Annotated in this window: 27 protein-coding genes and 1 pseudogene; 16 read left to right on the top strand and 12 right to left on the bottom strand. The window is 72.8% G+C overall.

The window, feature by feature from the left end; translation table 11 throughout:
• Window positions 1-148: 148 nt before the first annotated feature.
• The gene (locus tag ACH4TP_RS10275) at window positions 149-742 is read right to left on the bottom strand and encodes a TetR family transcriptional regulator (protein ID WP_398185474.1); all 594 of its coding nucleotides are present in this window, start codon (window positions 740-742) and stop codon (window positions 149-151) included.
• A gap of 114 nt (window positions 743-856) precedes the next feature.
• Between ACH4TP_RS10275 and ACH4TP_RS10270 the strand changes: the two genes are divergently transcribed.
• Window positions 857-2029 (top strand): alkane 1-monooxygenase, encoded by a 1173-nt coding sequence (locus ACH4TP_RS10270; RefSeq protein WP_398436963.1) that lies wholly within the window; start codon window positions 857-859, stop codon window positions 2027-2029.
• A 179-nt stretch (window positions 2030-2208) separates the two neighbouring features.
• Window positions 2209-2832 carry a ScbR family autoregulator-binding transcription factor gene (locus tag ACH4TP_RS10265; protein ID WP_389232588.1) on the top strand — a complete coding sequence of 208 codons (624 nt, stop codon included), beginning with the start codon at window positions 2209-2211 and terminating at the stop codon, window positions 2830-2832.
• 42 nt (window positions 2833-2874) lie between these two features.
• Here ACH4TP_RS10265 and ACH4TP_RS10260 read toward each other — a convergent pair whose 3' ends face one another.
• Both ACH4TP_RS10260 and ACH4TP_RS10255 read right to left on the bottom strand, forming a co-directional pair.
• Window positions 2875-3825 carry an NAD-dependent epimerase/dehydratase family protein gene (locus ACH4TP_RS10260; RefSeq protein ID WP_398436961.1) on the bottom strand — a complete coding sequence of 317 codons (951 nt, stop codon included), beginning with the start codon at window positions 3823-3825 and terminating at the stop codon, window positions 2875-2877.
• Between the two features lie 24 nt (window positions 3826-3849).
• Complete coding sequence (locus ACH4TP_RS10255) at window positions 3850-4800, bottom strand: ScbA/BarX family gamma-butyrolactone biosynthesis protein (RefSeq protein WP_389232582.1); 951 nt, start codon at window positions 4798-4800, stop codon at window positions 3850-3852.
• Between the two features lie 128 nt (window positions 4801-4928).
• Between ACH4TP_RS10255 and ACH4TP_RS10250 the strand changes: the two genes are divergently transcribed.
• From ACH4TP_RS10250 to ACH4TP_RS10235, 4 genes are all read left to right on the top strand, one after another.
• Complete coding sequence (locus tag ACH4TP_RS10250; protein WP_389232579.1) at window positions 4929-5603, top strand: ScbR family autoregulator-binding transcription factor; 675 nt, start codon at window positions 4929-4931, stop codon at window positions 5601-5603.
• A 134-nt stretch (window positions 5604-5737) separates the two neighbouring features.
• Window positions 5738-6889 carry an acyl-CoA dehydrogenase family protein gene (locus ACH4TP_RS10245; protein WP_398436959.1) on the top strand — a complete coding sequence of 384 codons (1152 nt, stop codon included), beginning with the start codon at window positions 5738-5740 and terminating at the stop codon, window positions 6887-6889.
• Between the two features lie 28 nt (window positions 6890-6917).
• Window positions 6918-7703 (top strand): electron transfer flavoprotein subunit beta/FixA family protein, encoded by a 786-nt coding sequence (locus ACH4TP_RS10240; RefSeq protein ID WP_398185486.1) that lies wholly within the window; start codon window positions 6918-6920, stop codon window positions 7701-7703.
• A gap of 33 nt (window positions 7704-7736) precedes the next feature.
• Complete coding sequence (locus tag ACH4TP_RS10235; protein WP_389227241.1) at window positions 7737-8693, top strand: electron transfer flavoprotein subunit alpha/FixB family protein; 957 nt, start codon at window positions 7737-7739, stop codon at window positions 8691-8693.
• A 66-nt stretch (window positions 8694-8759) separates the two neighbouring features.
• Here the strand turns inward: ACH4TP_RS10235 and ACH4TP_RS10230 are convergent, their stop codons facing one another.
• From ACH4TP_RS10230 to ACH4TP_RS10220, 3 genes are all read right to left on the bottom strand, one after another.
• A complete protein-coding gene (locus ACH4TP_RS10230; RefSeq protein WP_389227238.1) occupies window positions 8760-9143 on the bottom strand; it encodes a zinc ribbon domain-containing protein in 384 nt (127 codons plus the stop codon).
• 129 nt (window positions 9144-9272) lie between these two features.
• Window positions 9273-9980: a TetR/AcrR family transcriptional regulator gene (locus tag ACH4TP_RS10225; RefSeq protein ID WP_389227235.1), complete on the bottom strand. Its 708-nt coding sequence runs from the start codon at window positions 9978-9980 to the stop codon at window positions 9273-9275.
• Window positions 9981-10101: 121 nt separating this feature from the next.
• Window positions 10102-10863, bottom strand: a complete 762-nt coding sequence (locus ACH4TP_RS10220; RefSeq protein ID WP_388862855.1) for an SDR family NAD(P)-dependent oxidoreductase — start codon at window positions 10861-10863, stop codon at window positions 10102-10104.
• A 193-nt stretch (window positions 10864-11056) separates the two neighbouring features.
• On the opposite strand from ACH4TP_RS10220, the gene ACH4TP_RS10215 reads away from it, so the two are divergent.
• Window positions 11057-11659: a TetR/AcrR family transcriptional regulator gene (locus tag ACH4TP_RS10215; RefSeq protein ID WP_398436956.1), complete on the top strand. Its 603-nt coding sequence runs from the start codon at window positions 11057-11059 to the stop codon at window positions 11657-11659.
• A 7-nt stretch (window positions 11660-11666) separates the two neighbouring features.
• On the opposite strand, the gene cynS is transcribed toward ACH4TP_RS10215, so the two are convergent.
• Entirely contained in the window at window positions 11667-12137 is a 471-nt protein-coding gene (gene cynS, locus ACH4TP_RS10210) for a cyanase (RefSeq protein ID WP_398185493.1), read from the bottom strand.
• A 36-nt stretch (window positions 12138-12173) separates the two neighbouring features.
• Complete coding sequence (locus ACH4TP_RS10205; RefSeq protein WP_398436954.1) at window positions 12174-12770, bottom strand: carbonic anhydrase; 597 nt, start codon at window positions 12768-12770, stop codon at window positions 12174-12176.
• An 83-nt stretch (window positions 12771-12853) separates the two neighbouring features.
• On the opposite strand from ACH4TP_RS10205, the gene cynR reads away from it, so the two are divergent.
• The 6 genes from cynR (at window position 12854) to ACH4TP_RS10175 (ending at window position 17470) form a co-directional block, all read left to right on the top strand.
• Window positions 12854-13762 carry a transcriptional regulator CynR gene (gene cynR, locus ACH4TP_RS10200; protein WP_398436953.1) on the top strand — a complete coding sequence of 303 codons (909 nt, stop codon included), beginning with the start codon at window positions 12854-12856 and terminating at the stop codon, window positions 13760-13762.
• A 153-nt stretch (window positions 13763-13915) separates the two neighbouring features.
• Window positions 13916-14476: a heme-binding protein gene (locus ACH4TP_RS10195; protein WP_398437823.1), complete on the top strand. Its 561-nt coding sequence runs from the start codon at window positions 13916-13918 to the stop codon at window positions 14474-14476.
• A 488-nt stretch (window positions 14477-14964) separates the two neighbouring features.
• Window positions 14965-15945, top strand: a complete 981-nt coding sequence (locus ACH4TP_RS10190; protein WP_398185499.1) for a hypothetical protein — start codon at window positions 14965-14967, stop codon at window positions 15943-15945.
• Window positions 15946-16003: 58 nt separating this feature from the next.
• The gene (locus tag ACH4TP_RS10185) at window positions 16004-16195 is read left to right on the top strand and encodes a hypothetical protein (RefSeq protein WP_389227214.1); all 192 of its coding nucleotides are present in this window, start codon (window positions 16004-16006) and stop codon (window positions 16193-16195) included.
• A gap of 112 nt (window positions 16196-16307) precedes the next feature.
• A complete protein-coding gene (locus ACH4TP_RS10180; protein ID WP_389227211.1) occupies window positions 16308-16550 on the top strand; it encodes a hypothetical protein in 243 nt (80 codons plus the stop codon).
• A 29-nt stretch (window positions 16551-16579) separates the two neighbouring features.
• A complete protein-coding gene (locus tag ACH4TP_RS10175) occupies window positions 16580-17470 on the top strand; it encodes a S8 family peptidase (protein ID WP_398436951.1) in 891 nt (296 codons plus the stop codon).
• Here the strand turns inward: ACH4TP_RS10175 and ACH4TP_RS10170 are convergent.
• On the bottom strand, window positions 17430-18593 hold the full coding sequence (locus ACH4TP_RS10170; protein ID WP_389227205.1) for an acyl-CoA dehydrogenase family protein: 1164 nt from the start codon (window positions 18591-18593) through the stop codon (window positions 17430-17432). The genes ACH4TP_RS10175 and ACH4TP_RS10170 overlap by 41 nt on opposite strands.
• A 115-nt stretch (window positions 18594-18708) precedes the next feature.
• Between ACH4TP_RS10170 and ACH4TP_RS10165 the strand changes: the two genes are divergently transcribed.
• The 3 genes from ACH4TP_RS10165 to ACH4TP_RS10155 all read left to right on the top strand — a co-directional run bounded on the left by ACH4TP_RS10165 (window position 18709) and on the right by ACH4TP_RS10155 (window position 20348).
• Window positions 18709-19314 carry a TetR/AcrR family transcriptional regulator gene (locus ACH4TP_RS10165; protein WP_389227202.1) on the top strand — a complete coding sequence of 202 codons (606 nt, stop codon included), beginning with the start codon at window positions 18709-18711 and terminating at the stop codon, window positions 19312-19314.
• Between the two features lie 165 nt (window positions 19315-19479).
• Window positions 19480-20115 carry a TNT domain-containing protein gene (locus tag ACH4TP_RS10160; RefSeq protein WP_398437822.1) on the top strand — a complete coding sequence of 212 codons (636 nt, stop codon included), beginning with the start codon at window positions 19480-19482 and terminating at the stop codon, window positions 20113-20115.
• Window positions 20112-20348, top strand: coding sequence for a hypothetical protein (locus ACH4TP_RS10155; protein ID WP_389227199.1), 237 nt, complete (start codon window positions 20112-20114; stop codon window positions 20346-20348). Before ACH4TP_RS10160 ends, ACH4TP_RS10155 begins: the two co-directional genes overlap by 4 nt.
• Here ACH4TP_RS10155 and ACH4TP_RS10150 read toward each other — a convergent pair.
• From ACH4TP_RS10150 to ACH4TP_RS10140, 3 genes and pseudogenes are all read right to left on the bottom strand, one after another.
• Window positions 20334-21614, bottom strand: coding sequence for an MFS transporter (locus tag ACH4TP_RS10150; protein ID WP_398436948.1), 1281 nt, complete (start codon window positions 21612-21614; stop codon window positions 20334-20336). The two genes, ACH4TP_RS10155 and ACH4TP_RS10150, sit on opposite strands and share 15 nt — an antisense overlap.
• A gap of 364 nt (window positions 21615-21978) precedes the next feature.
• A pseudogene (locus ACH4TP_RS10145) lies at window positions 21979-22650 on the bottom strand (serine/threonine-protein kinase); the annotation flags it as partial.
• Window positions 22651-22770: 120 nt separating this feature from the next.
• Window positions 22771-23907, bottom strand: coding sequence for an XdhC family protein (locus tag ACH4TP_RS10140; RefSeq protein WP_389227193.1), 1137 nt, complete (start codon window positions 23905-23907; stop codon window positions 22771-22773).
• Between the last annotated feature and the right edge of the window lie 20 nt (window positions 23908-23927).

The following is a 23927-nucleotide window of genomic DNA, read 5'->3' as shown; positions in this document are numbered from 1 at the left end:
CCACTCCCCGGTTCCCGCCGCGTCAGGCCCCGCCGGAGCACGCACCCCCGCCGGGGTACGCGATCCGCACCGGCTCCCGGCTCCCGGCTCCCGGCTCCCGGCTCCCGGCTCCCGGCTCCCGGCTCCCGGCTCCCGGCAAGGCTCCGGCTCAGGCCCCGCCCGGGTACGCGATCCGCGCCGTGATCCTGGCGATGCGCCGCGCGGACTCCTCCGGCGGGCCCACCGGCTGGACGATGTGGCTGACGGTGAGGCGGACGATCGTCTCGACGGCGAGGCCGCGGGACTCCTCGTCGACGTCGGGCCAGGCCTCGGTCGCGTACGCGTCGAGCATCGTCATCGCCGTGCCGAAGACGGGTTCCGGGCGGGTGGTGAGGTAGGCGAGGAGATCGTCCTCGCCGCCGCGCGCCGCGAGCAGGACGCCCTTGATGAGGGGGTTGTCCACGGCCTGCTGGAGCGTGTAGCCGACGCCCGCCGCGGCCGCCGCCTCCAACTGGCTCCGGTGGGCGTCGAGTTCGCGCTGGATACCGAGCAGGAAGCCCTCCAGCTCGCGCTGGACCAGGGCCTGCCCGATGGCCTCCTTCGAGCCGAACTCGTTGTAGAGCGTCTGGCGGCTGATGCCGGCGGCCCGCGCGATCCCGGCCATGCGCAGCCCTCCCCAGCCGTCGGCGGCGACGAGCCGGTAGGCGGCGTCGAGCACCTGCTCGCGCAGGAGGGACCGAACACTCTCGCGGAAACGTGTCATCGTGCCCCCACTTTATCCACCGGTCCCTGTCCAGAGCATTGACGTCCGACAGGCGATCCGTCTATCAACTGGACAGTAGGCATGTGAAGTGTCCATCTCCCCGAGGAGCCGGCCTTGGCCCTGCACAGCGACTCCCCCGAAGCCCCCGCCGCCTGGCGCGACCCCAAGCGCTGGCTCTGGCTGTTCGGCCTGCTCATACCGGCCTTCCCCTTCCTCTCCTGGGGGTTGGTGAACGCCACCGGGCTCCGTCTCTTCTGGTGGACCGGGGTCCTCGTCCTGTACGTGGCCTTCCCGGTCGTCGACCACCTGATCGGCAAGGACTCCGCCAACCCGCCGGACAGCGCCATCGCCCACCTGGAACAGGACCGCTACTACCGGTGGTGCACCTACCTCTACCTCCCCCTCCAGTACGCCGGGCTCGTCCTCGGCTGCTGGCTGATCACCCGGGGCGACCTCGCCCTCGCGGACCGGATCGGGCTGACGTTCACCCTCGGCGGCGTCGCCGGCATCGCCATCAACACCGCCCACGAACTGGGGCACAAGACGGAGGTCCTGGAGCGCAGGCTCTCCCGGATCGCGCTCGCCCAGACCTGGTACGGCCACTTCTACGTCGAGCACAACCACGGCCACCACATCCGCGTCGCCACCCCCGAGGACCCGGCGAGCGCCCGGCTCGGCGAGAGCTTCTGGCGCTTCCTGCCCCGGACCGTCCTCGGCAGCCTCACCTCGGCCTGGCGCCTGGAGAAGCGCCGGCTCGAACGGCGGGGCCGGTCGGCGTGGAGCCCGCGCAACACGGTCCTCAGCTCCTGGGCCCTGTCGTTCGCGCTCTTCACGGCGCTCGCGCTCGCCTTCGGGCCCGGCGTCCTGCCGTACCTCGCGGTCCAGGCGGTCTTCGGCTTCTGCCTGCTCGAAGTCATCAACTACACCGAGCACTACGGCCTCAAGAGGGAGCTCACCGCGAGCGGCCGGTACGAGCGCTGCGCCCCGCGCCACAGCTGGAACAGCGACAACATCGCCTCGAACGTCTTCCTGTACCACCTCCAGCGGCACAGCGACCACCACGCCAACCCCACCCGGCGCTACCAGTCGCTGCGCCACTTCGACGAGGCCCCCGAGATGCCGACGGGGTACGCGGGGATGATCGTCCTCGCGTACGTGCCCCCGCTCTGGCGGCGCGTCATGGACCACCGGGTCCTCGCCCACTACGGCGGGGACGTGACCCGCGCGAACCTCCAGCCCTCCCGCCGGGCCCGTCTCCTCGCCCGGTACGGGACGACGGCCGGGTGACCACCGGCCGCCCCGCGCGGGGAGCGCCGCCGGGGCAGCCGGAGCGCTGAGGAAAAAGCCGTGTCGGCGAGTGCCGGCCTCGTACAATACCAAGCAGTCGGTTTCATTCCGTCGAGCGGTACGGCGCGGTGGGGCGCGGGCCTCTGCCGCTGAGACGCTTGGTGCTACGGGAGCCATGGGTGACCAAACAAGAGCGGGGCACACGGACCCGCGACGCGCTGATCAGGTCCGCGGCCAGGGAGTTCGAGCAGCACGGCTATGCCCTGGCCACCTTGTCCGCGATCAGCGCGGGAGCGGGCGTGAGCCCCGGCGCGCTCCACTTCCACTTCGAGAACAAGGCGGCGGTCGCCGCCGCCGTCGAGGACGAGGCCTCCACCGTCCTGCGCCGCACCGCCCGGATCGTGTACGGACGACGGTCGAACGCCCTGCAGAACCTCGCCGACACCTCGCACGCGCTGGCCCGCCTGCTCCGCGAGGACGTCGTCGTCCGCGCCGGGTTCCGGCTCGGCTGCGCCGACGACGCCCGTACGGAGCTCAACCCGCGCCAGGAATGGCAGAGCTGCGTGCAGCAGCGGCTCGCGGAGGCGGCCGACGAGGGCCTGCTCGCCGCCGGCGCCGGGCGCCACCAGGACCTCGCCCGCGCGATCGTGGCCGCCACGATCGGTCTGGAGACCCTCGGCCGGGACAACGGCGAATGGCTGTCGCCCCGGACCGTCACGGGCCTGTGGCACACGCTGTTCCGGATGCTGACGGACCCGGAGTCGCTCGCCGGACTCGAACCCGCGGGCAGTCAGAGCTCGTAGCCGCCCGGACGGCGCGGAGGTTCCGCGCGGAGACGTCCCGCGTCAGGAGGGGACGGGCAGGCCCCGGTACCAGGGCAGGTGGTCCGCGATCGTCGCGGCGAAACCCCGCCCCGGGTCGCAGCCCCACTCCCGCCAGGGCCGGTCGTCCGCGAACCAGTGGTCACTGGCGAGCATGGCGAGGTGGTGCTGCGCGAAGGGGAGGTCCGCGAGCAGCGCGCGGGCCCCGGCGATGTCCACCGCGGGCCCCCGGGGCCCTGACCGTCCGGCGAGGACCGCCTCGGCCGTCGCGAGCAGTTCCGCCACCGGGACCGGCTCCGGATGGTTGACGTAGCGGGGTCCGGGCCGCGTCCCCGGGGAGAGCGCCGCCCCGAGCAGGGCCCCCGCCAGACCGTCCGCGTCGATCATGGAGTGCAGCGAGGAACCGCCGTCGAGCGGGCCGGGCAGGGCGGCGAGCAGCCGGACGACGCCGGGCATCAGCTGCCGGTCGCCCGTGCCGTACACGAGGTGGGGCCGCAGGACCGTACCGCCCGCGTCGAGGACGTACCGCTCCCCCGCCGCCCGGGTGCGGCTGGTCACCGAGCCCGGGGCGAGCGGCAGGGTGCCGGGGGCCGCCGCCCGGAAGGGTCCGCGGCCGTGGACGGAGGCGGTGCTCAGGGAGACGATCCGGGTCACCCCGGCGCGTACGGCCGCGTCGACCAGGGCCCGGGTCCCCTCGTCGTTGACCGCGCGGGCGAGGTCCTCGTCCGCGCCGATCGCCGAGGCGCAGTGGATCAGTACGTCGACGCCCTCGCAGGCGCGGCGCAGGGAGGCGTGGTCACGGAGGTCGCCCGGGACGGTCTCCGCCCCCGGGCCGACCGGCGGGTCGAGCGGGCGGCGGGCGAGCAGTCGCACGTGCGCGGGGCCGGCCGCGGCCCGCGCCGCGGCCGCCGCCTTCGCCGCCACCCGGCCGCCGATGAATCCGGTCGCGCCGGTGATGAGGATGCGTGGCCCCATGGTTCCGTTTCGGTCCGGTCCGGTTCAGCCCGTCATACGGGCGCCGGAGCCGGCTCCGGCCACCGCCAGGGCCCGGGACGGAGAGGTGAGCGTGCAGAGGAAGACGGGCTCCCCGTCCTGCCGGCCGGTGACCCGGACGGTGGCCGCCCCGGAGGCGGAGCCGGGCAGGATCTCGGCCTCTATCCAGCAGGGGCTGTCGAGTTCGGCGTAGCGCACGAAGGAGACGTCCAGCTCGGTCGGCAGGCATGCCCCGTCGCCGAGGGCCGCCGTCGCCGCCTGCCGGGCCGCTTCGAGGAGCAGCATGCCGGGCACGTGGTCGTTCGGGCGCCGGAAGAGGGTCGGGTGGACGGTGTTGACGCGCAGCTGCCACTGTCCGGGGCGGGTGCCCGGGGCGAGGACGACGTCCTTGCCGTCCTCGCGGCCGACCAGCCGCGGGGCCACGCCCGTGATCAGCGGGACGGGCCGGCCGATCATGGCCATCCGCTCGCCCCGGATCCTGCGGTACGCGAGGGCCGAGGTGCAGCGGGTCTGGAGGCCGCCGGTGGCGAGGTGCCGGCCGTCGCGGGTGAGCACGATGGTGGTGCGCAGGCTGCGGAGGGCGCCGCGGCGGATGTCGAGGTCGGAGCAGACGATGTCGAGGGTGACCTCCGAGGAGAGGCCGTCCACGGCGAGCGTCTCGGCGTCGGCCGTGTAGTGGAGGCCCCACATGACGAACTGATCCTCGACGGGTACCCCGAATTCGGCGTGAGCGAGCAGCATGGTGCTCTGGCGTATCGTCTCGGCCACCAGTACGGGGTCGTGGCGGTCACCTGCCACCGGGGAGAAGAAGGGATGTACGGCGGGCCAGTGGGCGGATACGGAGAAGCGGTTCTCGGCCAGGCGGGTCCAGCCCGTGGGGAAGATGTCCGCGGGGTCCGACCGGTGGACGAATTCTCCGGGAACCTGCGCCGTCGCTCCCCGAGCGTCCTGCTCCATGGATCCCCCTCGCGTCCCCGCGCCCCAGGGCGGCGTGCCCGCCCGGCCTAGGGTACGTACAGCGCGGTTTTCTTTTCAATCCTTCACGTCACACCACGAGCACAGACAGCGATACAGCGGGAGGCGCCTTGGCGCAGCAAGCGCGTGCAATCAAGACCCGGCAGGCGATCCTGCAATCGGCCGCGGCCGTCTTCGCCGAGCGGGGCTACGAGCGCACGACCATCGGAGAGATCCTGGTGCGCGCCGGGGTGACCAAGGGGGCGCTGTACTTCCATTTCGCCTCCAAGGAGGACCTCGCCCTCGGGGTGCTGGACGCGCAGATGCTCGACGTACCGCTGGCGCCGCAGGCGATCAAGCTCCAGGAGCTCGCGGACCAGGCCTTCCTGCTCGCCCACCGGCTGCAGCGCGACCCGCTCGTGCGGGCGAGCGTCGCCCTGGCCCTGGACAGCGGTGCCACCGGGATCGACCGGGTCGCCCCGTTCCAGGCGTGGATCGACCAGCTCTCGGAGATCCTGATGGTGTCGAAGGCGCGCGGCGAGCTGCTCCCCCACGTCAACGTCACGGATTCGGCCGCGCTGTTCTCGGGTGCCTACTCCGGGGTCCAGGCAATGTCCCAGGTCCTGTGCGACCGCACCGACCTGTTCCATCGCGTCTCGGTCCTCCTCCAGCACTACATGCCGAGCGTCTGCACGCCGGCGCTGCTGACCGGGCTCCGGCTGACCGAGGAGTACGCGCGGGAGCTCGGCGCCCGGTACGAGGAGGACCGGCGACGCAGGGACGAGCTGAACGCCGAGGAGCCGTAGGGTCGAGAAAACCGACCGCACGGTATGGAGAGCGCCCCGACACGGAACCGCGTCGGGGCGCTCTGGCGTCATGGCACTGAGTGTGTTTTGCTGAGGGTACTCAGTGCCACAAGCGTCTAGGGGAGCTCCACATCATGGGTAAGGACTTCGACCTGTATCGGCCCTCCGAGGAGCACGACATGCTTCGGGAGTCGGTGCGTGCCCTCGCGGAGGCGAAGATCGTGCCGTTCGCGGCGGCGGTGGACGAGGAGGGCCGGTTCCCGCAGGAGGCCCTGGACGCCCTGGTCGCCAACGACCTGCATGCCGTGCACGTCCCGGAGGCCTACGGCGGCGCCGGCGCGGACGCGCTGGCCACGGTGATCGTGATCGAGGAGGTCGCGCGCGCCTGCGGCTCCTCCTCGCTGATCCCGGCCGTCAACAAGCTGGGCTCGCTGCCGGTGATCCTGTCCGGCTCGGAGGAGCTCAAGCACCGGTACCTCGCCCCCCTCGCCCGCGGCGAGGCGATGTTCTCCTACGCCCTGTCCGAGCCCGACGCGGGCTCCGACGCGGCCGGCATGAAGACCCGCGCGGTGCGCGACGGCGACTCCTGGGTGCTCAACGGCGTCAAGCGGTGGATCACCAACGCCGGCGTCTCGGAGTACTACACGGTGATGGCCGTCACCGACCCCGACAAGCGCTCCAAGGGCATCAGCGCGTTCGTGGTGGAGAAGGGCGACGAGGGCGTGTCCTTCGGCGCGCCGGAGAAGAAGCTCGGCATCAAGGGCTCCCCGACCCGCGAGGTCTACCTCGACAACGTCCGCATCCCCGCCAGCCGCATGATCGGCGCCGAGGGCACCGGCTTCGCCACCGCCATGAAGACCCTCGACCACACCCGCATCACCATCGCCGCCCAGGCCATCGGCATCGCCCAGGGCGCCCTCGACTACGCCAAGGGCTACGTCAAGGAGCGCAAGCAGTTCGGCAAGCCGATCGCCGACTTCCAGGGCGTGCAGTTCATGCTCGCCGACATGGCCATGAAGCTCGAAGCGGCCCGCCAGCTCACCTACGCCGCCGCCGCCAAGTCCGAGCGCGTCGACGGCGACCTCACGTTCTTCGGCGCCGCCGCCAAGTGCTTCGCCTCCGACGTCGCCATGGAGGTCACCACCGACGCCGTCCAGCTCCTCGGCGGCTACGGCTACACCCGCGACTACCCCGTCGAGCGCATGATGCGCGACGCCAAGATCACCCAGATCTACGAGGGCACCAACCAGGTCCAGCGCATCGTCATGGCCCGCAACCTCCCGTAACCACCAGCCTCTCGAAAGGAGACAGGCCGTGACCCTGAAGATCGCTGTCTGTGTGAAGTACGTCCCCGACGCGACCGGCGACCGCGGTTTCGCCGACGACCTGACGACCGACCGCGAGGCCGTGGACGGGCTGCTGTCGGAGCTCGACGAGTACGCGGTCGAGCAGGCCCTGCGCATCTCCGAGGAGTCCGACGACGCCGAGGTCACCGTCGTGACGGTCGGTCCGGACGACGCCAAGGACGCCCTGCGCAAGGCGCTCTCGATGGGCGCCGACAAGGCCGTCCACGTCAACGACGAGGACATCCACGGCTCCGACGTCATCGCCACCTCCGCGATCCTGGCCAAGGCCCTGGAGAAGACCGGCTTCGACCTGGTCGTCTGCGGCATGGCCTCGACCGACGGCACGATGGGCGTCCTGCCCGCCCTGCTCGCCGAGCGCCTGGGCCTCCCGCAGGTCACCCTGCTGTCGGAGCTCTCCGTCGAGGACGGCCTCGTGAAGGGCCGCCGTGACGGCGACGCCGCCACCGAGCACCTGGAGGCCCCGCTGCCGGCCGTCGTCTCGGTCACCGACCAGTCCGGCGAGGCCCGTTACCCCTCCTTCAAGGGGATCATGGCCGCCAAGAAGAAGCCGGTCCAGGAGCTGGACCTGGACGACCTGGACATCGACGCCGACGAGGTCGGCCTCGCCGGGTCCTGGACCCTGGTCGACTCGGCGGCCGCCCGCCCGGCCCGCACGCAGGGCACGATCATCACGGACGAGGGTGACGGCGGCAAGCAGCTCGCCGCGTTCCTCGCCACCCAGAAGTTCATCTGACCCACCGTCACCCCACCTCAGGAGCAAGGAATCATGGCTGAGATCCTGGTTCTCGTGGACCACGCCGACGGTGCGGTCCGCAAGCCGGCCCTCGAACTGCTGACGCTGGCCCGCCGCATCGGCGAGCCCACGGCGGTCGTCCTCGGCGCCGGCGAGGCCGCCGCCTCGATCGCCGCCACGGCCGGCGAGTACGGCGCGGCCACCGTGTACGTCGCGGACGGCGCCGAGTTCGCCGAGCAGCTCGTCGTCCCGAAGGTCGACGCGCTCACCCAGATCGCGAAGGACAAGGGGGTGGCCGCCGTCCTGGTGACCTCCTCCGGCGAGGGCAAGGAGATCGCGGCCCGCGTCGCGCTCCGCCTCGGCTCCGGCCTGATCACCGACGCCGTGGAGCTGGAGGCCGGCGAGAACGGCCCGGTCGCCACCCAGTCCGTCTTCGCCGCCTCGTACCAGGTGAAGTCGACGGTCTCGCACGGCGTCCCGGTCATCACCGTCAAGCCGAACTCCGCCGCCCCGGAGGCCGCTCCGGCCGCCGGCACGGTCGAGAACGTGGCCGTCGCCTTCACCGGCAACGCCGCCAAGGTCGTCTCGCGCACACCGCGCGTCTCCACCGGCCGCCCCGAGCTGACCGAGTCCGCGATCGTGGTCTCCGGCGGCCGCGGTGTCGGCGCGGCCGAGGGCTTCGCGGTCGTCGAGAAGCTGGCCGACTCGCTCGGCGCGGCCGTCGGCGCCTCCCGCGCCGCCGTGGACGCCGGCTGGTACCCGCACTCCAACCAGGTCGGCCAGACCGGCAAGCAGGTCTCGCCCCAGCTGTACGTGGCGGCGGGCATCTCCGGCGCGATCCAGCACCGGGCCGGCATGCAGACCTCGAAGACGATCGTCGCGGTCAACAAGGACCCCGAGGCCCCGATCTTCGACCTGGTCGACTACGGCGTGGTCGGCGACCTCTTCGAGGTGCTGCCGCAGCTGACGGACGAGATCGCCGCGCGCTGATCCACCCGAAGCGCGAGAAGGGGTGAGTGGCACTCTGTGCCACCCACCCCTTCGTCGTACGGAGGCTCAGTACCAGCCGTCGAGCGGGACCTCCTCGCAGAGCCGGACGACCGGCCTGCGCCCGGAGACCGCGGTGCCGGAGACCTTGACCCGGACCCCGGGGCGCACGGCGTGCAGCGGTCCGTCGACCCGGCAGCGGACGACGAAGCCCTCGGTCATGTGGACCGGCCAGAGGTCGGCATCGGCGGCGGCGACCCCGCGGCGTACGGATATCACGCCCTCGCCGTCGCTGAGTTCGGGCGCGAGGTCGGTCGACCCGCAGGTCGGACAGAGCAGGCGCTGGAACGTGGTGGTGTGGCACCAGCGGCAGCGCTGGAAGTACAGCTCGGAGTCGGGGGCCGACTCTTCGGCCTGGACGGCTGTCCCGCTCCTCAGTCCCGTGTGGAACACGATGCCTTCTCCTTGCACTCGGCGGCTCGACCGTGCATGGAGCAAAGATATGGCACTGAGTGCCATCAAATAAAGACCTGAGTTCCCTCAATTAGAGATACTGAGAACCCTGAAGGCCTCAGGCGCCCCTCAGTCCTCCCCGAGGCTCGACTCCACCTCGCGCACCACGCGCCACATCGGGGTGGACCGCTTGGTGATCACCACGACGACGTCCTCGGTCTCCCCGGCCGGCGCGTCCGCCGCCTGGCCGCCGGCCCAGGTCGCGCGCACGAACTCCAGGGCCCCGTCGACCTCGGCCAGCGGGTCGCCCTCGCCGCCCGAGCGCAGCCAGTGCCGCAGGGCGTGGTTGTGGGCGGCGACCACGGCCGCCGCCACGACGTTGGCGCGCAGGGTGCCGTCCCTGCGGTCGGCCCAGCGGGTGCGCAGGTAGTCGCCGAGGGTCTTCTCGTACCGCCAGACCACCGACAGCTCGTAGGTGCGCAGTCCGGTCACCTCGCGGGTGAGCCGGTAGCGCTGCACGGAGAAGTCGGGGTTCTCGGCGTACATCCGCATGACGAGCCGGGCGGCGTCGCAGACGCGGACGACCGGGTCGTCGGAGTCGGCGCTCGCGGCGAGGAAGCGGGTCATGTCGGCGAGGCACTGCTCGTGGTCGGGGAAGACCACGTCCTCCTTCGAGGGGAAGTACCGGAAGAAGGACCGCCGGCCGACGCCCGCGAGCGTGACGATGTCGTCCACGGTGGTCTGCTCGTAGCCCCGCTCCAGGAAGAGCTGGAAGGCCGCGGCGATGAGGGAGTCCCGCATCGCGGGCTTCGTGGAGTTCGTCGACGCTGTTCCCATGGCCCGAACCTAACACTCGCCGCGCATCCGCGCGGCACTCGGTGCCGGATACTTCCGACACCGAGTGCTGTCCCGGGGGTACGGAGACTCAGCGGAGGCTCAGCGGGAGCTCAGCCAGGGCTCAGCGGGGCGCCATCCGGAGCGCGCCGTCCATCCGGATCGTCTCGCCGTTGAGGTAGTCGTGCTCGGCGATCATCGTCACGAGCCGGGCGTACTCCTCCGGGCGCGCGAGGCGCTGCGGGAAGGTGACGCTCGCGGCGAGACCGGCCCTGACGTCCTCGCCGAAGCCGGCCATCATCGGGGTGTCGACGATGCCGGGGGCGATGGTGACGACCCGGATGCCGAACTGCGCCAGGTCGCGGGCGGCGGTGATGGTCATCCCGGCGACGCCCGCCTTGGAGGCGGCGTACGCGATCTGCCCGACCTGGCCCTCGAAGGCGGCGATCGAGGCGGTGTTGACGACGAGGCCGCGCTGTCCGTGCTCGTCGGGCTCGTGGCGGGCGATGGCCTCGGCGGCGAGCCGCATCACGTTGAAGGTGCCGAGCAGGTTGACGTTGAGCACCGTACGGAACAGGTCGAGGTCGTGCGGCCCCTTGCGGCCCAGGACGCGGGCGGAGGGGGCGATGCCGGCGCAGTTCACGGCGAGCCGCAGCTCGGCGCCGTCGGCGTCGATCGCGGCGAGCGCCTCGCGGACCTGGTCCTCGTCGGTGACGTCGGCGGCGAGCAGGCGGACGCCCTCGGGCAGCGGCCCGGCGGCGGCCACGGCCTTGTCCAGGTCCAGGCCGTAGACGGTGGCGCCACGGGCGGCGAGCGCGGCGGCGGTGGCGGCGCCGAGGCCGGAAGCGGCGCCGGTGACGAGAGCGGCGGAGCCGGCGATGTCCATGGAACTCCTCGTTCGTGTCGTGCGGGTACGACCCTGCCGCCGGGTTGGCCGCCGGATCGGGCGCGCGCCCGCGGGGGACCGCGCGGTCCGCGCGATCTGCGCCGCCCACCATAGAACCGTGTGCGGCACCCCCGGAAGCGGAGGCCGAGCGCACACGGGGGAGGAAGTAGTCGACCGGTCGTACACTCTCGCCATGGGGCGAACGAGTGACGCGCGCGAGCGCATCCTGACCGCCGCGCGGACGCTCATGCTGGCGCGCGGCTACTCCGCCCTGGGCGTGGCCGAGATCTGCGCGACGGCCGGTGTGCCGAAGGGCAGCTTCTACTACTTCTTCGCGTCGAAGGAGGAGCTCGCCCTCGCCGTCGTCGAGGAGCACTGGGCCGGGCAGCGCGCGGAGTGGTCGCGCGCGCTCGGCGACGACCTCCCGCCGCTCCGGCGGCTGCGGCGGCTGTACGAGTCCACGGAGGCCGAGCTGCGGACGGGCCGGGAGAGCTGCGGCACGGTCACGGGCTGCCTCCTCGGGAACCTGGCCCTGGAGCTGAGCACCCGGACGGAGAGCGTCCGCGCGCGGCTGCGGGAGATCTTCGACGAGCAGGCGGCCCTCGTCGCGGAGACCGTGACGGAGGCCCGCGCGCGCGGTGAGGTCACGGTCGCCGACCCCGGCGCGGCCGCGCGGGCCCTGGTCGCCCAGCTGGAGGGCCGGGTCCTCTTCGCCAAGCTGTACGACGACCCGGGCCGCCTCGACGCCCTGTGGCCAGATTCCCTGGCCCTCCTCGGCGCCGAGGCCGCTGACTGACCTCTCGTCAGAAGGGCTTGGTCGGCAGGTACTTGCCGTCCAGGGTGATGACGGCGCGCTCGCCGCCCTCGGGGTCGGCGACCTTCTTCACGTCCAGCTTGAAGTTGATCGCGGAGATGATGCCGTCGCCGAACTGCTCGTGGACGAGCTCCTTGAGCGTGGTGCCGTAGACCTGGAGCATCTCGTAGAAGCGGTAGATGGTCGGGTCGGTGGGGACGGTGCCGTCGAGCGAGCCGCGGGTGGGGATCGTACGGAGCAGGCGCACCGCGTCCTCGTCGAGGCCGAGGAGCTCGGCGACGGCCTTCGCGGACTCCTCCGGCAGGGCGTGCTGGCCGAGGACGGCGGCGGTGGTGAAGGCGACGGAGAGGCCTGCGGCGTCCGCGATCTGCTGCCAGCTCAGGTCCTTGCGGATCTTGGCGTCGACGGCGGCGACCGCGAGGGCGCGGCGGGCGGTGGGGTCGAACTGGGCGTGCACCATGAGAGGTACGTCCTTTCTGAAGGAAACGCGGGGGGATCAGGCGGCGAGCGCGGGGCGTGCCGCGACGGGGAGTTCCTCGACGGTGCCGTCGGCGATGTCGAAGACCCAGCCGTGCAGCCGCACTTGGCCCGCGGCCAGGGCGCGGGCCACCGACGGGTGGGTGGCGAGGTTGGCCAGCTGCGCGGCGACGTTCTCCCGGACCAGGGCGGCCACGTCGGCCGTTCCGCCGGCGGCGGCGCGGGCGAGGGAGGCGTCGGCGTGCCGCAGCCAGGCGGCGACGGCGGGCGCGGCGCTCAGGTCGTGGCCCTCGGCGAGCGCGGTCATCGCGCCGCAGGCGGAGTGTCCGCAGACGACGATGTCCCGTACGCCCAGGACGGTGACGGCGTACTCGACCGCGGCGGTGACTCCGTCGGCGCCCGGTGTGTGGGCGGGGACGAGGTTGCCGGCGGTGCGGATGACGAAGAGCTCACCCGGATCGGTCTGGGTGATCAGCTCCGGTACGACGCGGGCGTCCGAGCAGCCGATGAACAGCGTGCCGGGCCGGTGGGCGGTGGCCAGGCGGGCGAAGAGGCCGGCCTTGGCAGGGAAGACCTCCCGCTGGAAGCGGGCGATTCCCTCGGCGAAGTGAGGCATGTCCCCACCGTGCACGACCAGCACCTATAGCGTCCAAGACCTACTGTCGATATCAGCTATAGATGACATCTATAGTCGGCCGCATGCAGCCGGAAATCCGCCATCTCCGCTATCTGCTCGCCGTCGCCGAGCACGCCAACTTCACCCGCGCGGCAGAAGAGCTCCGCATCGCCCAGCCCACGCTGTCCCAGCAGGTCAAGCAGCTGGAGAAGGCCCTCGGGGCGCAGCTCCTGGACCGCACCGGCCGTACCGTGCGCCTCACGGACGCCGGGGAGACGTACGCGCGCTACGCCCGGCGGGCGCTGCGGGACCTGGCGGCGGGCGAGCGGGCGGTGCTCGACGTGCAGGACCTGTCCCGGGGCCACCTCCGGCTCGCCGTCACCCCCACCTTCACCGCGTACCTCACCGGCCCCCTGGTCGCCGACTTCCACACCCGCCATCCGGGCATCAGCGTGGAGGTGCGGGAGCTGCCGCAGGACCGCATCGAGGCCGAACTCCTCGCCGACCGGCTCGACCTCGGCATCGCCTTCCACGGCGAGCACCTCGCGGGCATCGAGGCCGTGGAGCTGTTCACGGAGACCCTGGGCCTGGTCGTGGGCCCCGAGCACCCCTTCGCGGCGAGGAGGACCCCGGTACGGGCGGAGGAGTTGAGCGACCATCATCTCGCCCTTCTCGACCGTGACTTCGCCACCCGCCTGCACATCGACGCGTACGTCTCCGAGCACCGGGTCCGGCCGACGATCGCGGTGGAGGCCGACTCGGTGACCGCGCTCACGGAGATCGTCCGCCGTACGACACTGGCCACCGTCCTGCCGGACGCCGTCACCCGGGACCATCCCTGGCTGAGCCCGGTGCCGCTCTCCCCCTCGCTGCCGTCCCGCGCGGTGGCGCTGCTGCGGCGCGCGGCCGGCTACCGGAGCGCGGCGGCGGGCGCCTTCACCGAACTGGCCGCTTCATGGGGAGAGGAGGCACGGGGTCGACCGATCGGATGACCCCGGGGTCGACCACCCGGGGCGCCGGGTGCAGCCGGGACGACGACGGGCGGCGGCAGGGTACGGCACCAGGATGGGAAGCAGAGCGGGCCACGGCGTCCCCGACGGCCCCCGCGGTTCCCCGATTTCACTGGAGCAGATCCCATGAAGCACGTGAAGAAGACCTCCTCGCGCACCCGTGTCGTGACCGGTGGCGCGATCGTCGCCGCCCTCGCCCTCGGCGGCTTCGGGGCCTACTCCGCGAGCGCCACCGGCGAGGAGGCGGCGGCCGCTCCGGCCGCCGCCGAGGCCGACGCCAAGAACAAGAACACGACGCGTTCCACCCACTTGACGATCGAGGCCGCGACGAAGGCGGCGAAGGCGACGCTGGAGGCCGCGGAGAAGGAGAACCAGCGGGTGTCCGTCGCGGTCGTGGACCGCAACGGCAACACGATCGTCACCCTGCGCGGCGACGGCGCGGGCCCGCAGTCCTACGAGTCGGCCGTGAAGAAGGCGTACACCGCCGTGTCCTGGAACGCCCCGACCTCCGAGCTGGCCAAGCGCCTCACCAACGCGCCGACCCTCAAGGACATCCCCGGCACCCTCTTCCTCGCCGGCGGCGCCCCCGTCACCGCCAAGGGCGCCCCGATCGCGGGCATCGGCGTCGCCGGCGCCCCGTCCGGTGACCTCGACGAGAAGTTCGCCCGGGCCGGTGTCGCCACGCTCGGTAAGTAAGGCCCCGGCCCGCCCGAGTCGGCGTGCGGGCGGCGCCGTTCGGGAGGAGCCTGGAAAGGGGTGGGAGCGCGCGGTCGGCGCCGCACGGCCCAAGTCCTGGATGTGAGCAGGATGGTTGACCACTCAACGAGCAGTCGGGGTGAGCCCCGGAAGGGGACGGCACACGACTCCCGTGACAGCCGTCGCCACGACGGCCCCCGGCATCGGGTCCGCATCCCCGGCTTCGCGCGGCCCGGCGGCGAGGGTACGGAGATCGGGCTGGGCGATGCCGTCGCCCGGGCGACCTCGGCCATGGGGATCCGCCCCTGCGGTGGCTGCGGCCGCCGGGCCGAGGCGCTGAACCGGTGGATGACGATCGGTGGCGGGCCGGACCGCTGAGCCGCTGTTCCGGTACCTCCGGGCACCGTGCGCGACGCCTGCCCGACGGGCGGTCCCCGTGAGCGCCCTCGCTTCTGACGGCCCGGCAGAGTGCGTGTGAGGAGTGACTGATGAACCCCGAGATCATCGACACTGCCCCCGCCGCGGGCCTCTCTCCGGAGACCGACACCCGGCCCGCTCCGCCCGGCCCCGTGCTCGCGGCGGAGGATCCCGGGCCCGCGCGCGACCCCGGCCCCGCGCGCGCCGACGATCCGACCGTCGTCCAGTCGTCCTGCGGCTGTACCGCGGCCGCCTCCCCCGACGACGGAGGGGACGCCGACGACGGCTACGTCTATGTGCTCGGCCGCGTCCGTGCCGTCTTCCCCGACATCTCGGTCCAGCACGAGTTCTTCCAGGTGGCGGGGGCCGGCGGGCACACCGACAGCACCGACGCCGACGCGATGTACCGCGTGCTCTCCGCCCCGGAGAACCGCTATCTCGCCCGGCAGATGTGCTTCGTCCTGTCCGTCCAGGGCGTCGACACCTACATCCTGGAGGCCACGGACCCCACCGGTCTCGACGAGCTGGTGGAGGCGCTGCGTCCGGTGGCCGACGGGCGCGACCTCGCCGTGGTGGTCGGCGCGCTCGGCCCGATCGCGCCCCCGAGTGCCTGCCAGGGTCTCTCCGTCCCCGTCGTCAGAGTGGTGAAGACCTGGGGGTTCGACCGCAAGGAACTCATCGGCGCGATCGACCGCCCCCAGGGCGCCTCCCGCAAGGAGTTCGCGAAGGTCGTCGGATCCCTGCTCGACCGGCTGCTCCAGCTCAGCGACAACGCCGGCACCGACCCGGTCGGCCGGGCCCTCAACTACCTGACGGTGCGCTGCCAGGAGATGTACCAGAAGACCAACGAGAAGCGCGCGGCGGGCTGCGTCCTCTCCTCGGTGGAAGCCGGTCCCTCCCGGCTGAGCACCCGGTCGCAGGCCGTCATCACGGTCGTGTTCTCCTACACCGACCTCCAGACCAACGTGGTCGAGAAGTACTTCGTCCGCGTGGGTCTCGCCGGGTTCTTCCCCTTCCTGGTGACACCGTTCCAGGAGTACTTCGTCCGCTGACCCGGGCAACGCCGGCCCGGGCGACAGAGAGAAGGAAGAGAGAAGGAGGCGAACGGACATGAGCATCCCCGGATTCGCCGTCGAACCGCCGACGCGCGACACACGGACCGGCGATCTGGTCCGCCCTCAGGACGCCCTCTGCGAGCTGGAGTTGGGCCCGGTCTGCCGCAACAACTGCAGAGGAAGCCATGACTTCCGCAAGTGCGTGAGGAAGTGCCTGGACGCGTTCTGCTCGAAGGATCCGTGGTAGTGACGCCTGACGGGCGTCCCCCGATTCGAACCCGCGCACGAGAGTGCCCACGAGAACGCTCGCCCGGCCCCCGCAACGCCGGGCGACCGGCTCCTCCCCTGCTGGAGTCGCCATGAGCCTGCCAGGGTTCACCCGGGCCTTCCCGACCGCCCGGCCCACCGCCCCCGGTGACCTGCTCCGCCCGCAGATCGACGCCCACTGCGACACGATGTGCTCGAACCTCTGCGCCGACGAGTGCCAGGACAGCCCTTCCTACGCAGCGGGCGACTGCCTGAACGCCTGCTCGGAGAGGTGTCACTACGAGTGCGAACCGGTCGGCCCCGTAGACCCGTACGGCCACCTGTACACCTACTAGTCCCCCGGCAGCGGTGGAGAGAGGTACGCATGGACCCCCTGGACCTGGTCGAACTCACGCCGCTCATGGCGCGCACCTCCGGCCGGTCCTCGGTCGTGGTCGGCGTGATCGACGGCCGCGTGGCCCCGAACCACCCCGCCTTCGCGGGCCGTCCGGTCCGGGAACTGCGTCCGGCCGCCGGGGCGGGATCCTGCGCCCGCGCGGACGTGTGCTGCGCCCACGGCACCGCCGTCGCCGCGCTCCTCGCCGGGGACCGGGGCGTGTGCCCGCGCTGCACGCTGCTGTCCCGGCCCCTCTTCACGGACCATCCGACCGAAGGCGGCCCCGCGACCTGCCTGGCTGGCGTACGCGTCGCGGAGCTGGCGGAGGCGATCACGGAGGCCGTCGACGCGGGCGCCCACGTCCTGAACCTGAGCCTGGCCCAGCCCGCGCCTTCCGGTGTCCGCGACCGCGCGCTGGATGCGGCCCTCGGTCACGCCGCCGACCGGGGCGTGATCGTCGTGGTGGCCGCCGGGAACCAGGGCCGGACGGGCTCCTCCCCGCTCACCGACCACCCGTGGGTCATCCCGGTGGTCGCGTACGACCACGCCGGACGCCCCCTGCCCCGCTCCAACCGGGGCATCTCGATCGGCCGCAACGGAGTCGGCGCTCCCGGCGACCGCGTCCCCGGCGTGGGCCTCGACGGCCGCCCCGTCCTCCTGAGCGGTACGAGCGCCGCCGCGCCCTTCGTCACGGGGGCGGTCGCCCTGCTCCGCTCGGCGTTCCCGGACGCCACCCCGGCGGCCGTACGGTACGCGGTGACGCACGGGCCCGGGCGCCGGCGATCGGCGATGCCGCCGCTCCTGGACGCCTGGGCCGCGTACACGACGCTGCGGGCGGTTACCGCGCGGAGTTCTGGGCCGTCGCCAGGCCACGGCTGATGACCAGCCGCTGGATCTGGTTGGTGCCCTCGAAGATCTGCATGATCTTCGCCTCGCGCATGTAGCGCTCGACCGGGAAGTCCCGCGTGTAGCCGTAGCCGCCGAAGACCTGGACGGCGTCCGTGGTGACCCGCATGGCCGTGTCGGTCGCGATGAGCTTGGCCGCGCTGGCCTGGCGGCTGAAGGGGCGGCCGAGGTCGCGGCGGCGGGCCGCGTCCAGGTAGGTGGCGCGGGCCGCGTCGACGGCGGCGGCCATGTCGGCGAGGAGGAAGCCGAGGCCCTGGTGGTCGACGATCCGGCGGCCGAAGGTGGTGCGCTCGTTGGCGTACGCGACGGCGGCGTCCAGGGCTGCCTGGGCGAGGCCGGTGGCGCAGGCGGCGATGCCGAGGCGGCCGCTGTCGAGGGCGCTGAAGGCGATCTGGAGGCCCTGGCCCTCGTCGCCTATGCGCCGGTCCTCCTCGATGAGGGCGCCGTCCCAGTACGCGGCGGTCGTCGGCACGGCCTGGAGGCCCATCTTGCGCTCGGGCGCGCCGAAGCTCAGGCCCTCCGTGGCGCCGGGGGCGAGGAAGCAGGAGATGCCGTGGCTGCCGGGGGCGGTGCGGGCGAAGAGGGCGTAGAAGTCGGCCTTGCCGCCGTGGGTGATCCAGGCCTTGGTGCCGGTGACCCGGTACCCGCTGCCGTCCTCCTGGCGCTCGGCCTTGCAGGTGAGGGCGGCGGCGTCGGATCCGGCCTGCGGCTCGGAGAGGCTGTAGCCGCCGATGGTCCGGCCCTCGAGGATCGCGGGCAGCCAGCGCTCCTTCTGCTCCGGGGTGCCGAAGGCATGCAGGGGGTGGCTGGCGAGGGTGTGGACGCTGGTGGCGACGGCGACGGCCGCCCAGCGCGCGGCGAGCTCCTCCAGGACCTGGAGGTAGACCTCGTAGGGCTGGCCTCCGCCGCCGTACTCCTCGGGGTACGGCAGGCCGAGGAGCCCGGCCTCGCCGAGGGTGGCGAAGAGCCCCTCGGGATAGGTCTCGGCGGCCTCGTGCTCGTCCACCCGCGGAGAGAGTTCCTTGTCGGCGATCTCCCGGGTGAGGGCGATGAGGTCCGCCGCCTCGGGGGTGGGAAGCAGGCGGTCGACATCCATGGCGACTCCAGCGGCGCGCAAAGTGGTACTGGGGGAGGTACTGCAGTACCGGTTAGCGTAGCGCAGAAGGGTGCTGACGTAACCCCCTCGAACGGCGGCCTGGAATACTGGCGGGGTGATCGAGACCTCCGCCGCCGATGCCCCGCAGCTGACGGGCCGCGGAGCCGCGCGGCGCTCCGCCCTCTTCGAGAACCTCGTCGCCCTCCTCGTCGGCGAGGGCTTCGCCCGGCTGACGCTCGACGACCTCGCCGCGCGGCTGCACTGCTCGAAGCGGACCCTGTACGGCCTGGCCGGCAGCAAGGAGCAGCTGGTGCGGGCGGCGGTCGTGCACTTCTTCCGGCGCGCCACGGCCCGGGTCGAGGCGGTCCTCGCCGCCGCGAGCGATCCGGCCGAGCGGCTCGCCGCGTACCTCCGGGCGGTCTCGGCCGAGCTGGCCCCCGTCTCGCCGCAGTTCTTCGACGACGTGGCGGCCTTCGAGCCGGCGGCGGAGGTGTACGAGCGCAATACGCGCGCGGCGGCCGGCCGGGTGCAGCAGCTCATCGAGGAGGGGGTGCGGGCCGGGGTGTTCCGCGAGGTGCACGTGACCTTCGCGGCCGACGTCATCTCCTCGGTGATGGTCCGCATCCAGCGCCGCCAGGTGGCCGCGGCGACCGGCCTCGCCGACGCCGAGGCGTACGACCAGCTGGCCGAACTGCTGCTCAGCGGCCTCCGCAGGGCCTGACCGAACCCACCGGACGCGCATGGCCGGTTTCCGCCCGCGTTCGATCACTCAGCGCAGGTGATCCACTACTGTGTGCGGCGCCACTGACCACTCCACCCCACCCCAGGGAGCCTCCGCGTGGAGCGCAGCCGTACCGTCCTCAGGATCCGTACCGTCCTCGCCGCCATGGGCGTCACCGCCGCCCTCGCCGCGGCCCCCGCGGCGCAGGCCGCCCCCGCCGGGAAGCCCGTCGCCGCTCCCCCGGCCCCCTGCACCGGGGAGTTCGAGGGCGACAAGCGGCTCGGCCCGAAGTTCCTGCCGAAGAAGTGGCAGGAGCCGGTCGGCCCGCTCCTCAACCGCTACCACCGCACCGGGCAGCTCTCCTCCGCCGACTTCCTCAAGAAGTACTGGGAGGGCCCGGCCGACACGGGCAGCTGGAAGTACCCGCCGAACGACGGCTTCGCCGAGGTCAACGGCACCGTCGACAAGGCGCCGGAACTCCTGGAGGAGGGCGAGCGCCTGGACCGCTTCGGCTCGGAGTACGGCGGCTACCTGGCCCCCGCCGGCGACGACTACGCCAAGCGCGCCCTGCCCCCGCAGAACCTCAACACCCGCGACGCCGCCTTCCCCTGCGACTACCACCTGTACGAGGTGACGAGGGAGTTCGTCGTCTGGGAGGGCTCCATCGCCCCCTGGTTCGAGCAGCCGGGCGGCGGCCGCCAGATCAAGCTGGACCCCGCCTTCCTCGACCCGGGCGACGGCCAGCGCCTCAACGTGAAGTGGCTCCTCGACAACGGCTACCTGGTACGCGTCCCCGCGTGACCGACCGCCGGGCGCTGGAACGGGCACTCCGGGAGACCGGGGTGCCCGCCGCGTACTACTGGATCGAAGACGTCCACGAACCGACGCCCACCCCGCCCGACTTCGTCTACCTGCGCAGGAGCACCGGCGGCTGGGAGACCGGGGTGTACGAGCGCGGCACGTACGAACCGGTCGCCACGCACGCGACCGAGGCGGACGCCTGCGCCCATCTGCGGGGCCTACTGGGCGTCTAGGGCCTGTCCGTCACCGCCCTTGGCCGTCACCATCAGGCCCGCGACGAGACCCGCGAGCAGCAGGAACAGGAAGACGAGCGCCCACCAGGGCCGCACGCCGTCGTCGATGACGAGTGCCGTGCCGAGGCTCGTGCCCAGCGTCTGGGCCGTGGCGACGGCGGCGGCGGCCGCGCCGGTGTGCCGCCCGAGGCCGGCGGCGACCACGGTGGCGAAGAGCGGCGCGAAGGGCAGGCCGATGCCCAGACCCATGAGCATCATGGCCGGGAGGAGGGTCCCGTACGCGACGCCGCTCTGGATGCCGACCATGGTCAGGGCCGCACCGAGCGCCGTGGTCACCAGGCCGGCGACGATGAGGAGGCGGGGCGCCACACCCCGGCGCAGCAGGCGCGGGGAGACCTGGGTGGCGCCGACGGCGATCGCCGCGATCACGGGGGCCATGGCCACCATCCCACCGCGGGCCGGGCTGTATCCGAACTCCGCCATCAGGATGAAGCCCAGGAACGGTATCAGCGAGAGGATGCCCGCACCGGAGAGGAACACGGCGAGGAGGCCGCCGAGCCGGTTGCGGTCCTTGAGGACGTACGGGGGCAGCAGCGGGTCCGCCGCGGCGCTCTGCCACCCCAGGAAGGCCACGAGCAGCACCGCTCCGCCCACCAGCAGGCCCAGGGTCAGGGGGGAGCCCCACTCAGGCCACGCCTTGACGGAGCCGTACAGCAGCGCGGCGGTCCCGAGGGTGCCGAGCAGGACTCCGGGCAGGTCGAGACGGGTGCCGGTGCGGTGCGGGCGGTCCTTCGGCAGGACGCGGATCCCGACCAGGGCGATCACGGCGAGGATGACGACGAGGCCCATGAACGCCTTCTGTTCCATCTCCACGGCCGTGGGCCCCACGGCCGCCCCGCCGATACCGGCCGTGGCGTAGACACCGAAAGCCCTGACGCGCGCCCCGGGTTCGGGGAAGGCGGTGGCCACCAGGGTCAGCACCGCCGCCGTCACCAGGGCGGCGAACCCGCCCTGGAGGACGCGGCCGACGATCAGTGCGGCGCCGTCCGAACCGCCGAGCACCCAGGCCGCCACGAGACCCGTCAGGCCGACGCCCAGCATCCGTCGGCCGCCCAGCCGGTCGGCGAGGTGCCCGCCGAGCAGCAGCAGCGCACCGAAGGGGACCGCGAAGGCGTACAACTCGGGTGCGTCCCGGCCGAAGTCGAAGTCGAAGGGATCCTGCGTCATCGTGCCGAACAGCGCAGCCAGCTGCGCGAGCACGATCACGGCCAGGCCCTTCGGGCGCCGGGGCGCCGGTGCGGGCACCTCGGGCGCCGGAGCCGTCGGGGTGTACGCGGGGGCGGGCGGACGCGCCGGGGAGGGGGCACGTCTCGGGCCGGGCCACGGCACCGCACCGTCGGGTGCCGTCTCCGTGACCGGATGCGCGACAGGCCGGGCGGCGGGCTCCGCCGCAGGCGGCTCCGCCCGCGGCGCCGGCACGTAGTCCAGCAACTGCGCCGCGTGTCTCCCCAGTTGGGCCAGGACCTCGCCCGGCAGCCACACCCCGCCGTCGCCCCCCCTCGGTCAGGGCGACGATCCGCTCGGGTGTGGGGCGGGCGGCCGGGTCCTTCTCCAGGCAGGCGCGGACCAGGCCGAGCAGCGACTCCGGTACGCCGGTGAGGTCGGACTCCTCCTCGGCGACCCGGAAGAGGTGGGCGTTCAGACCGGTGTCGGTGGCGCCGAAGAGGAGGCGACCGGTTGCGGCGTACACGAGGACGGCCCCGAGGCAGAACACATCGCTGGCGGGGGTGAGTTCGAGGCCGCGGACCTGCTCCGGGGACATGAAGCCGGGCGAGCCGATCAGCATGCCGGTGCGGGTGTGCAGGCTGTCCCCGGCCAGGCTGTCCATGGCGCGGGCGATGCCGAAGTCGATGACGCGGGGCCCGTCCACCGTCACCAGGACGTTGGACGGTTTGAGGTCGCGGTGGATGAGGCCCGCCTCGTGCACGACGCCCAGTGCGAGGGCGAGGCGGTTGGCGAGGACGCGGACGGAGTGCTCGGGCAGCGGGCCGAAGTCCCTGGCGACGACGGTGGTCAGGTCGGGGCCGGCGATGTACTGGGGGGCGACCCAGGGCACCGCGACCCCGGTGTCGGTGTCCGCGTCGAGGACGTCGGCGGTCCAGCTCCCGCCCACCCTCCGGGCGGCCGCCACCTCGCGGGCGAAGCGTCTGCGGAACTCCGGCTGTGCGGCGTACTCGGACTGGACGACCTTGACGGCGACCGTACGGCCGACGTCGTCGCGGCCGAGATAGACGAGGCCCATCCCGCCCGCCCCCAGTCGGGCGACGAGACGGTACGGACCTATGTGCGTCGGGTCTTCGGCGGTGAGCGGGTCCACACCGGGAATCCATCCGTCGGCGCGGGTGCGGTACGGGGAACGGAGCTATGCGACCGAACCTATGCGTCCGTCCGGTTCGCGGGGAACGTCGTGGTGGATCGGGGTGTGGGCGCCGGTGAGGGAGACGCCGCTGCCGCCGCGGCGGTTGGCGACGATCTCGGCGCCGATCGAGAGGGCGGTCTCCTCGGGGGTGCGCGCGCCGAGGTCGAGGCCGATCGGGGAGCGGAGGCGGGCGAGTTCGAGTTCGGTGACGCCGACCTCGCGGAGGCGCTCGTTGCGGTCCTCGTGGGTGCGGCGGGAGCCCATCGCGCCGATGTAGGCGACGGGAAGCCTCAGTGCGGCCTGGAGGAGGGGGACGTCGAACTTGGCGTCGTGGGTGAGGACGCAGAGGGCCGTGCGGCCGTCGACCTCCGTCGAGGCGAGGTAGCGGTGGGGCCACTCGACGACGATCTCGTCGGCCTCGGGGAAGCGGGCGCGCGTCGCGAAGACGGGCCGCGCGTCGCAGACGGTGACGTGGTAGCCGAGGAGCTTGCCGACGCGGACGAGGGCGGCGGCGAAGTCGATGGCGCCGAAGACGATCATGCGGGGGGCGGGGACGGAGGACTCGACCAGGAGGGTCAGCGGCTGTCCGCAGCGGCTGCCGTCCTCGCCTATCCCGACGGTGCCGGTGCGGCCCGCGTCGAGCATCGCGCGGGCCTCGCCGGCCGCGGTGCGGTCCAGCTCGGGGTGGCCGCCGAGCTTCCCCTCGTACGAGCCGTCGGGGTGGACCAGGAGGGCCTGGCCCATCAGTTCCTCGGGGCCGGAGACGATCCGGGCCAGGGCCGCCGCCTCCCCCGAGACGGCGGCGGCCAGCGCGGCGGGGAAGACCCCGCCGCGGACCGGGGTGACGAGGATGTCGATGATGCCGCCGCAGGTCAGGCCGACCGCGAAGGCGTCCTCGTCGCTGTAGCCGAAGCGCTCGACGACGGTCCTGCCGTCTTCGAGGGCCTGGACGCACAGGTCGTAGACCGCGCCCTCCACACACCCGCCGGAGACCGATCCGATCGCCGTGCCCTCGCTGTCGACGGCGAGCGCGGCTCCCGGCTGCCGGGGCGCGCTGCCGCCGACCGCCACCACGGTGGCGACGGCGAACGCGCGTCCCTGCTCGACCCACCGGTGCAGCTCTTCGGCGATGTCCAGCATCTGGGTTCTCCTTGGAAGGT

The sequence above is a fragment of the Streptomyces sp. NPDC021012 genome, from assembly GCF_044333355.1.
Classification (GTDB): Bacteria; Actinomycetota; Actinomycetes; order Streptomycetales; family Streptomycetaceae; genus Streptomyces.
This window is presented reverse-complemented; position numbering and strand designations above follow the sequence as displayed.

Excerpts from the sequence above, each read along its gene's own strand:
- ACH4TP_RS10190 (WP_398185499.1), top strand. The coding sequence starts at position 14,965 with ATGAACCCCGAGATCATCGACACTGCCCCCGCCGCGGGCCTCTCTCCG.
- ACH4TP_RS10245 (WP_398436959.1), top strand. The coding sequence starts at position 5,738 with ATGGGTAAGGACTTCGACCTGTATCGGCCCTCCGAGGAGCACGACATG.
- ACH4TP_RS10275 (WP_398185474.1), bottom strand. The coding sequence starts at position 742 with ATGACACGTTTCCGCGAGAGTGTTCGGTCCCTCCTGCGCGAGCAGGTG.
- ACH4TP_RS10180 (WP_389227211.1), top strand. The coding sequence starts at position 16,308 with ATGAGCCTGCCAGGGTTCACCCGGGCCTTCCCGACCGCCCGGCCCACC.
- ACH4TP_RS10220 (WP_388862855.1), bottom strand. The coding sequence starts at position 10,863 with ATGGACATCGCCGGCTCCGCCGCTCTCGTCACCGGCGCCGCTTCCGGC.
- ACH4TP_RS10160 (WP_398437822.1), top strand. The coding sequence starts at position 19,480 with ATGGGCGTCACCGCCGCCCTCGCCGCGGCCCCCGCGGCGCAGGCCGCC.
- ACH4TP_RS10235 (WP_389227241.1), top strand. The coding sequence starts at position 7,737 with ATGGCTGAGATCCTGGTTCTCGTGGACCACGCCGACGGTGCGGTCCGC.
- ACH4TP_RS10215 (WP_398436956.1), top strand. The coding sequence starts at position 11,057 with ATGGGGCGAACGAGTGACGCGCGCGAGCGCATCCTGACCGCCGCGCGG.
- ACH4TP_RS10255 (WP_389232582.1), bottom strand. The coding sequence starts at position 4,800 with ATGGAGCAGGACGCTCGGGGAGCGACGGCGCAGGTTCCCGGAGAATTC.
- ACH4TP_RS10260 (WP_398436961.1), bottom strand. The coding sequence starts at position 3,825 with ATGGGGCCACGCATCCTCATCACCGGCGCGACCGGATTCATCGGCGGC.
- cynS (WP_398185493.1), bottom strand. The coding sequence starts at position 12,137 with ATGGTGCACGCCCAGTTCGACCCCACCGCCCGCCGCGCCCTCGCGGTC.
- ACH4TP_RS10225 (WP_389227235.1), bottom strand. The coding sequence starts at position 9,980 with ATGGGAACAGCGTCGACGAACTCCACGAAGCCCGCGATGCGGGACTCC.
- ACH4TP_RS10140 (WP_389227193.1), bottom strand. The coding sequence starts at position 23,907 with ATGCTGGACATCGCCGAAGAGCTGCACCGGTGGGTCGAGCAGGGACGC.
- ACH4TP_RS10170 (WP_389227205.1), bottom strand. The coding sequence starts at position 18,593 with ATGGATGTCGACCGCCTGCTTCCCACCCCCGAGGCGGCGGACCTCATC.
- ACH4TP_RS10185 (WP_389227214.1), top strand. The coding sequence starts at position 16,004 with ATGAGCATCCCCGGATTCGCCGTCGAACCGCCGACGCGCGACACACGG.
- cynR (WP_398436953.1), top strand. The coding sequence starts at position 12,854 with ATGCAGCCGGAAATCCGCCATCTCCGCTATCTGCTCGCCGTCGCCGAG.
- ACH4TP_RS10205 (WP_398436954.1), bottom strand. The coding sequence starts at position 12,770 with ATGCCTCACTTCGCCGAGGGAATCGCCCGCTTCCAGCGGGAGGTCTTC.
- ACH4TP_RS10175 (WP_398436951.1), top strand. The coding sequence starts at position 16,580 with ATGGACCCCCTGGACCTGGTCGAACTCACGCCGCTCATGGCGCGCACC.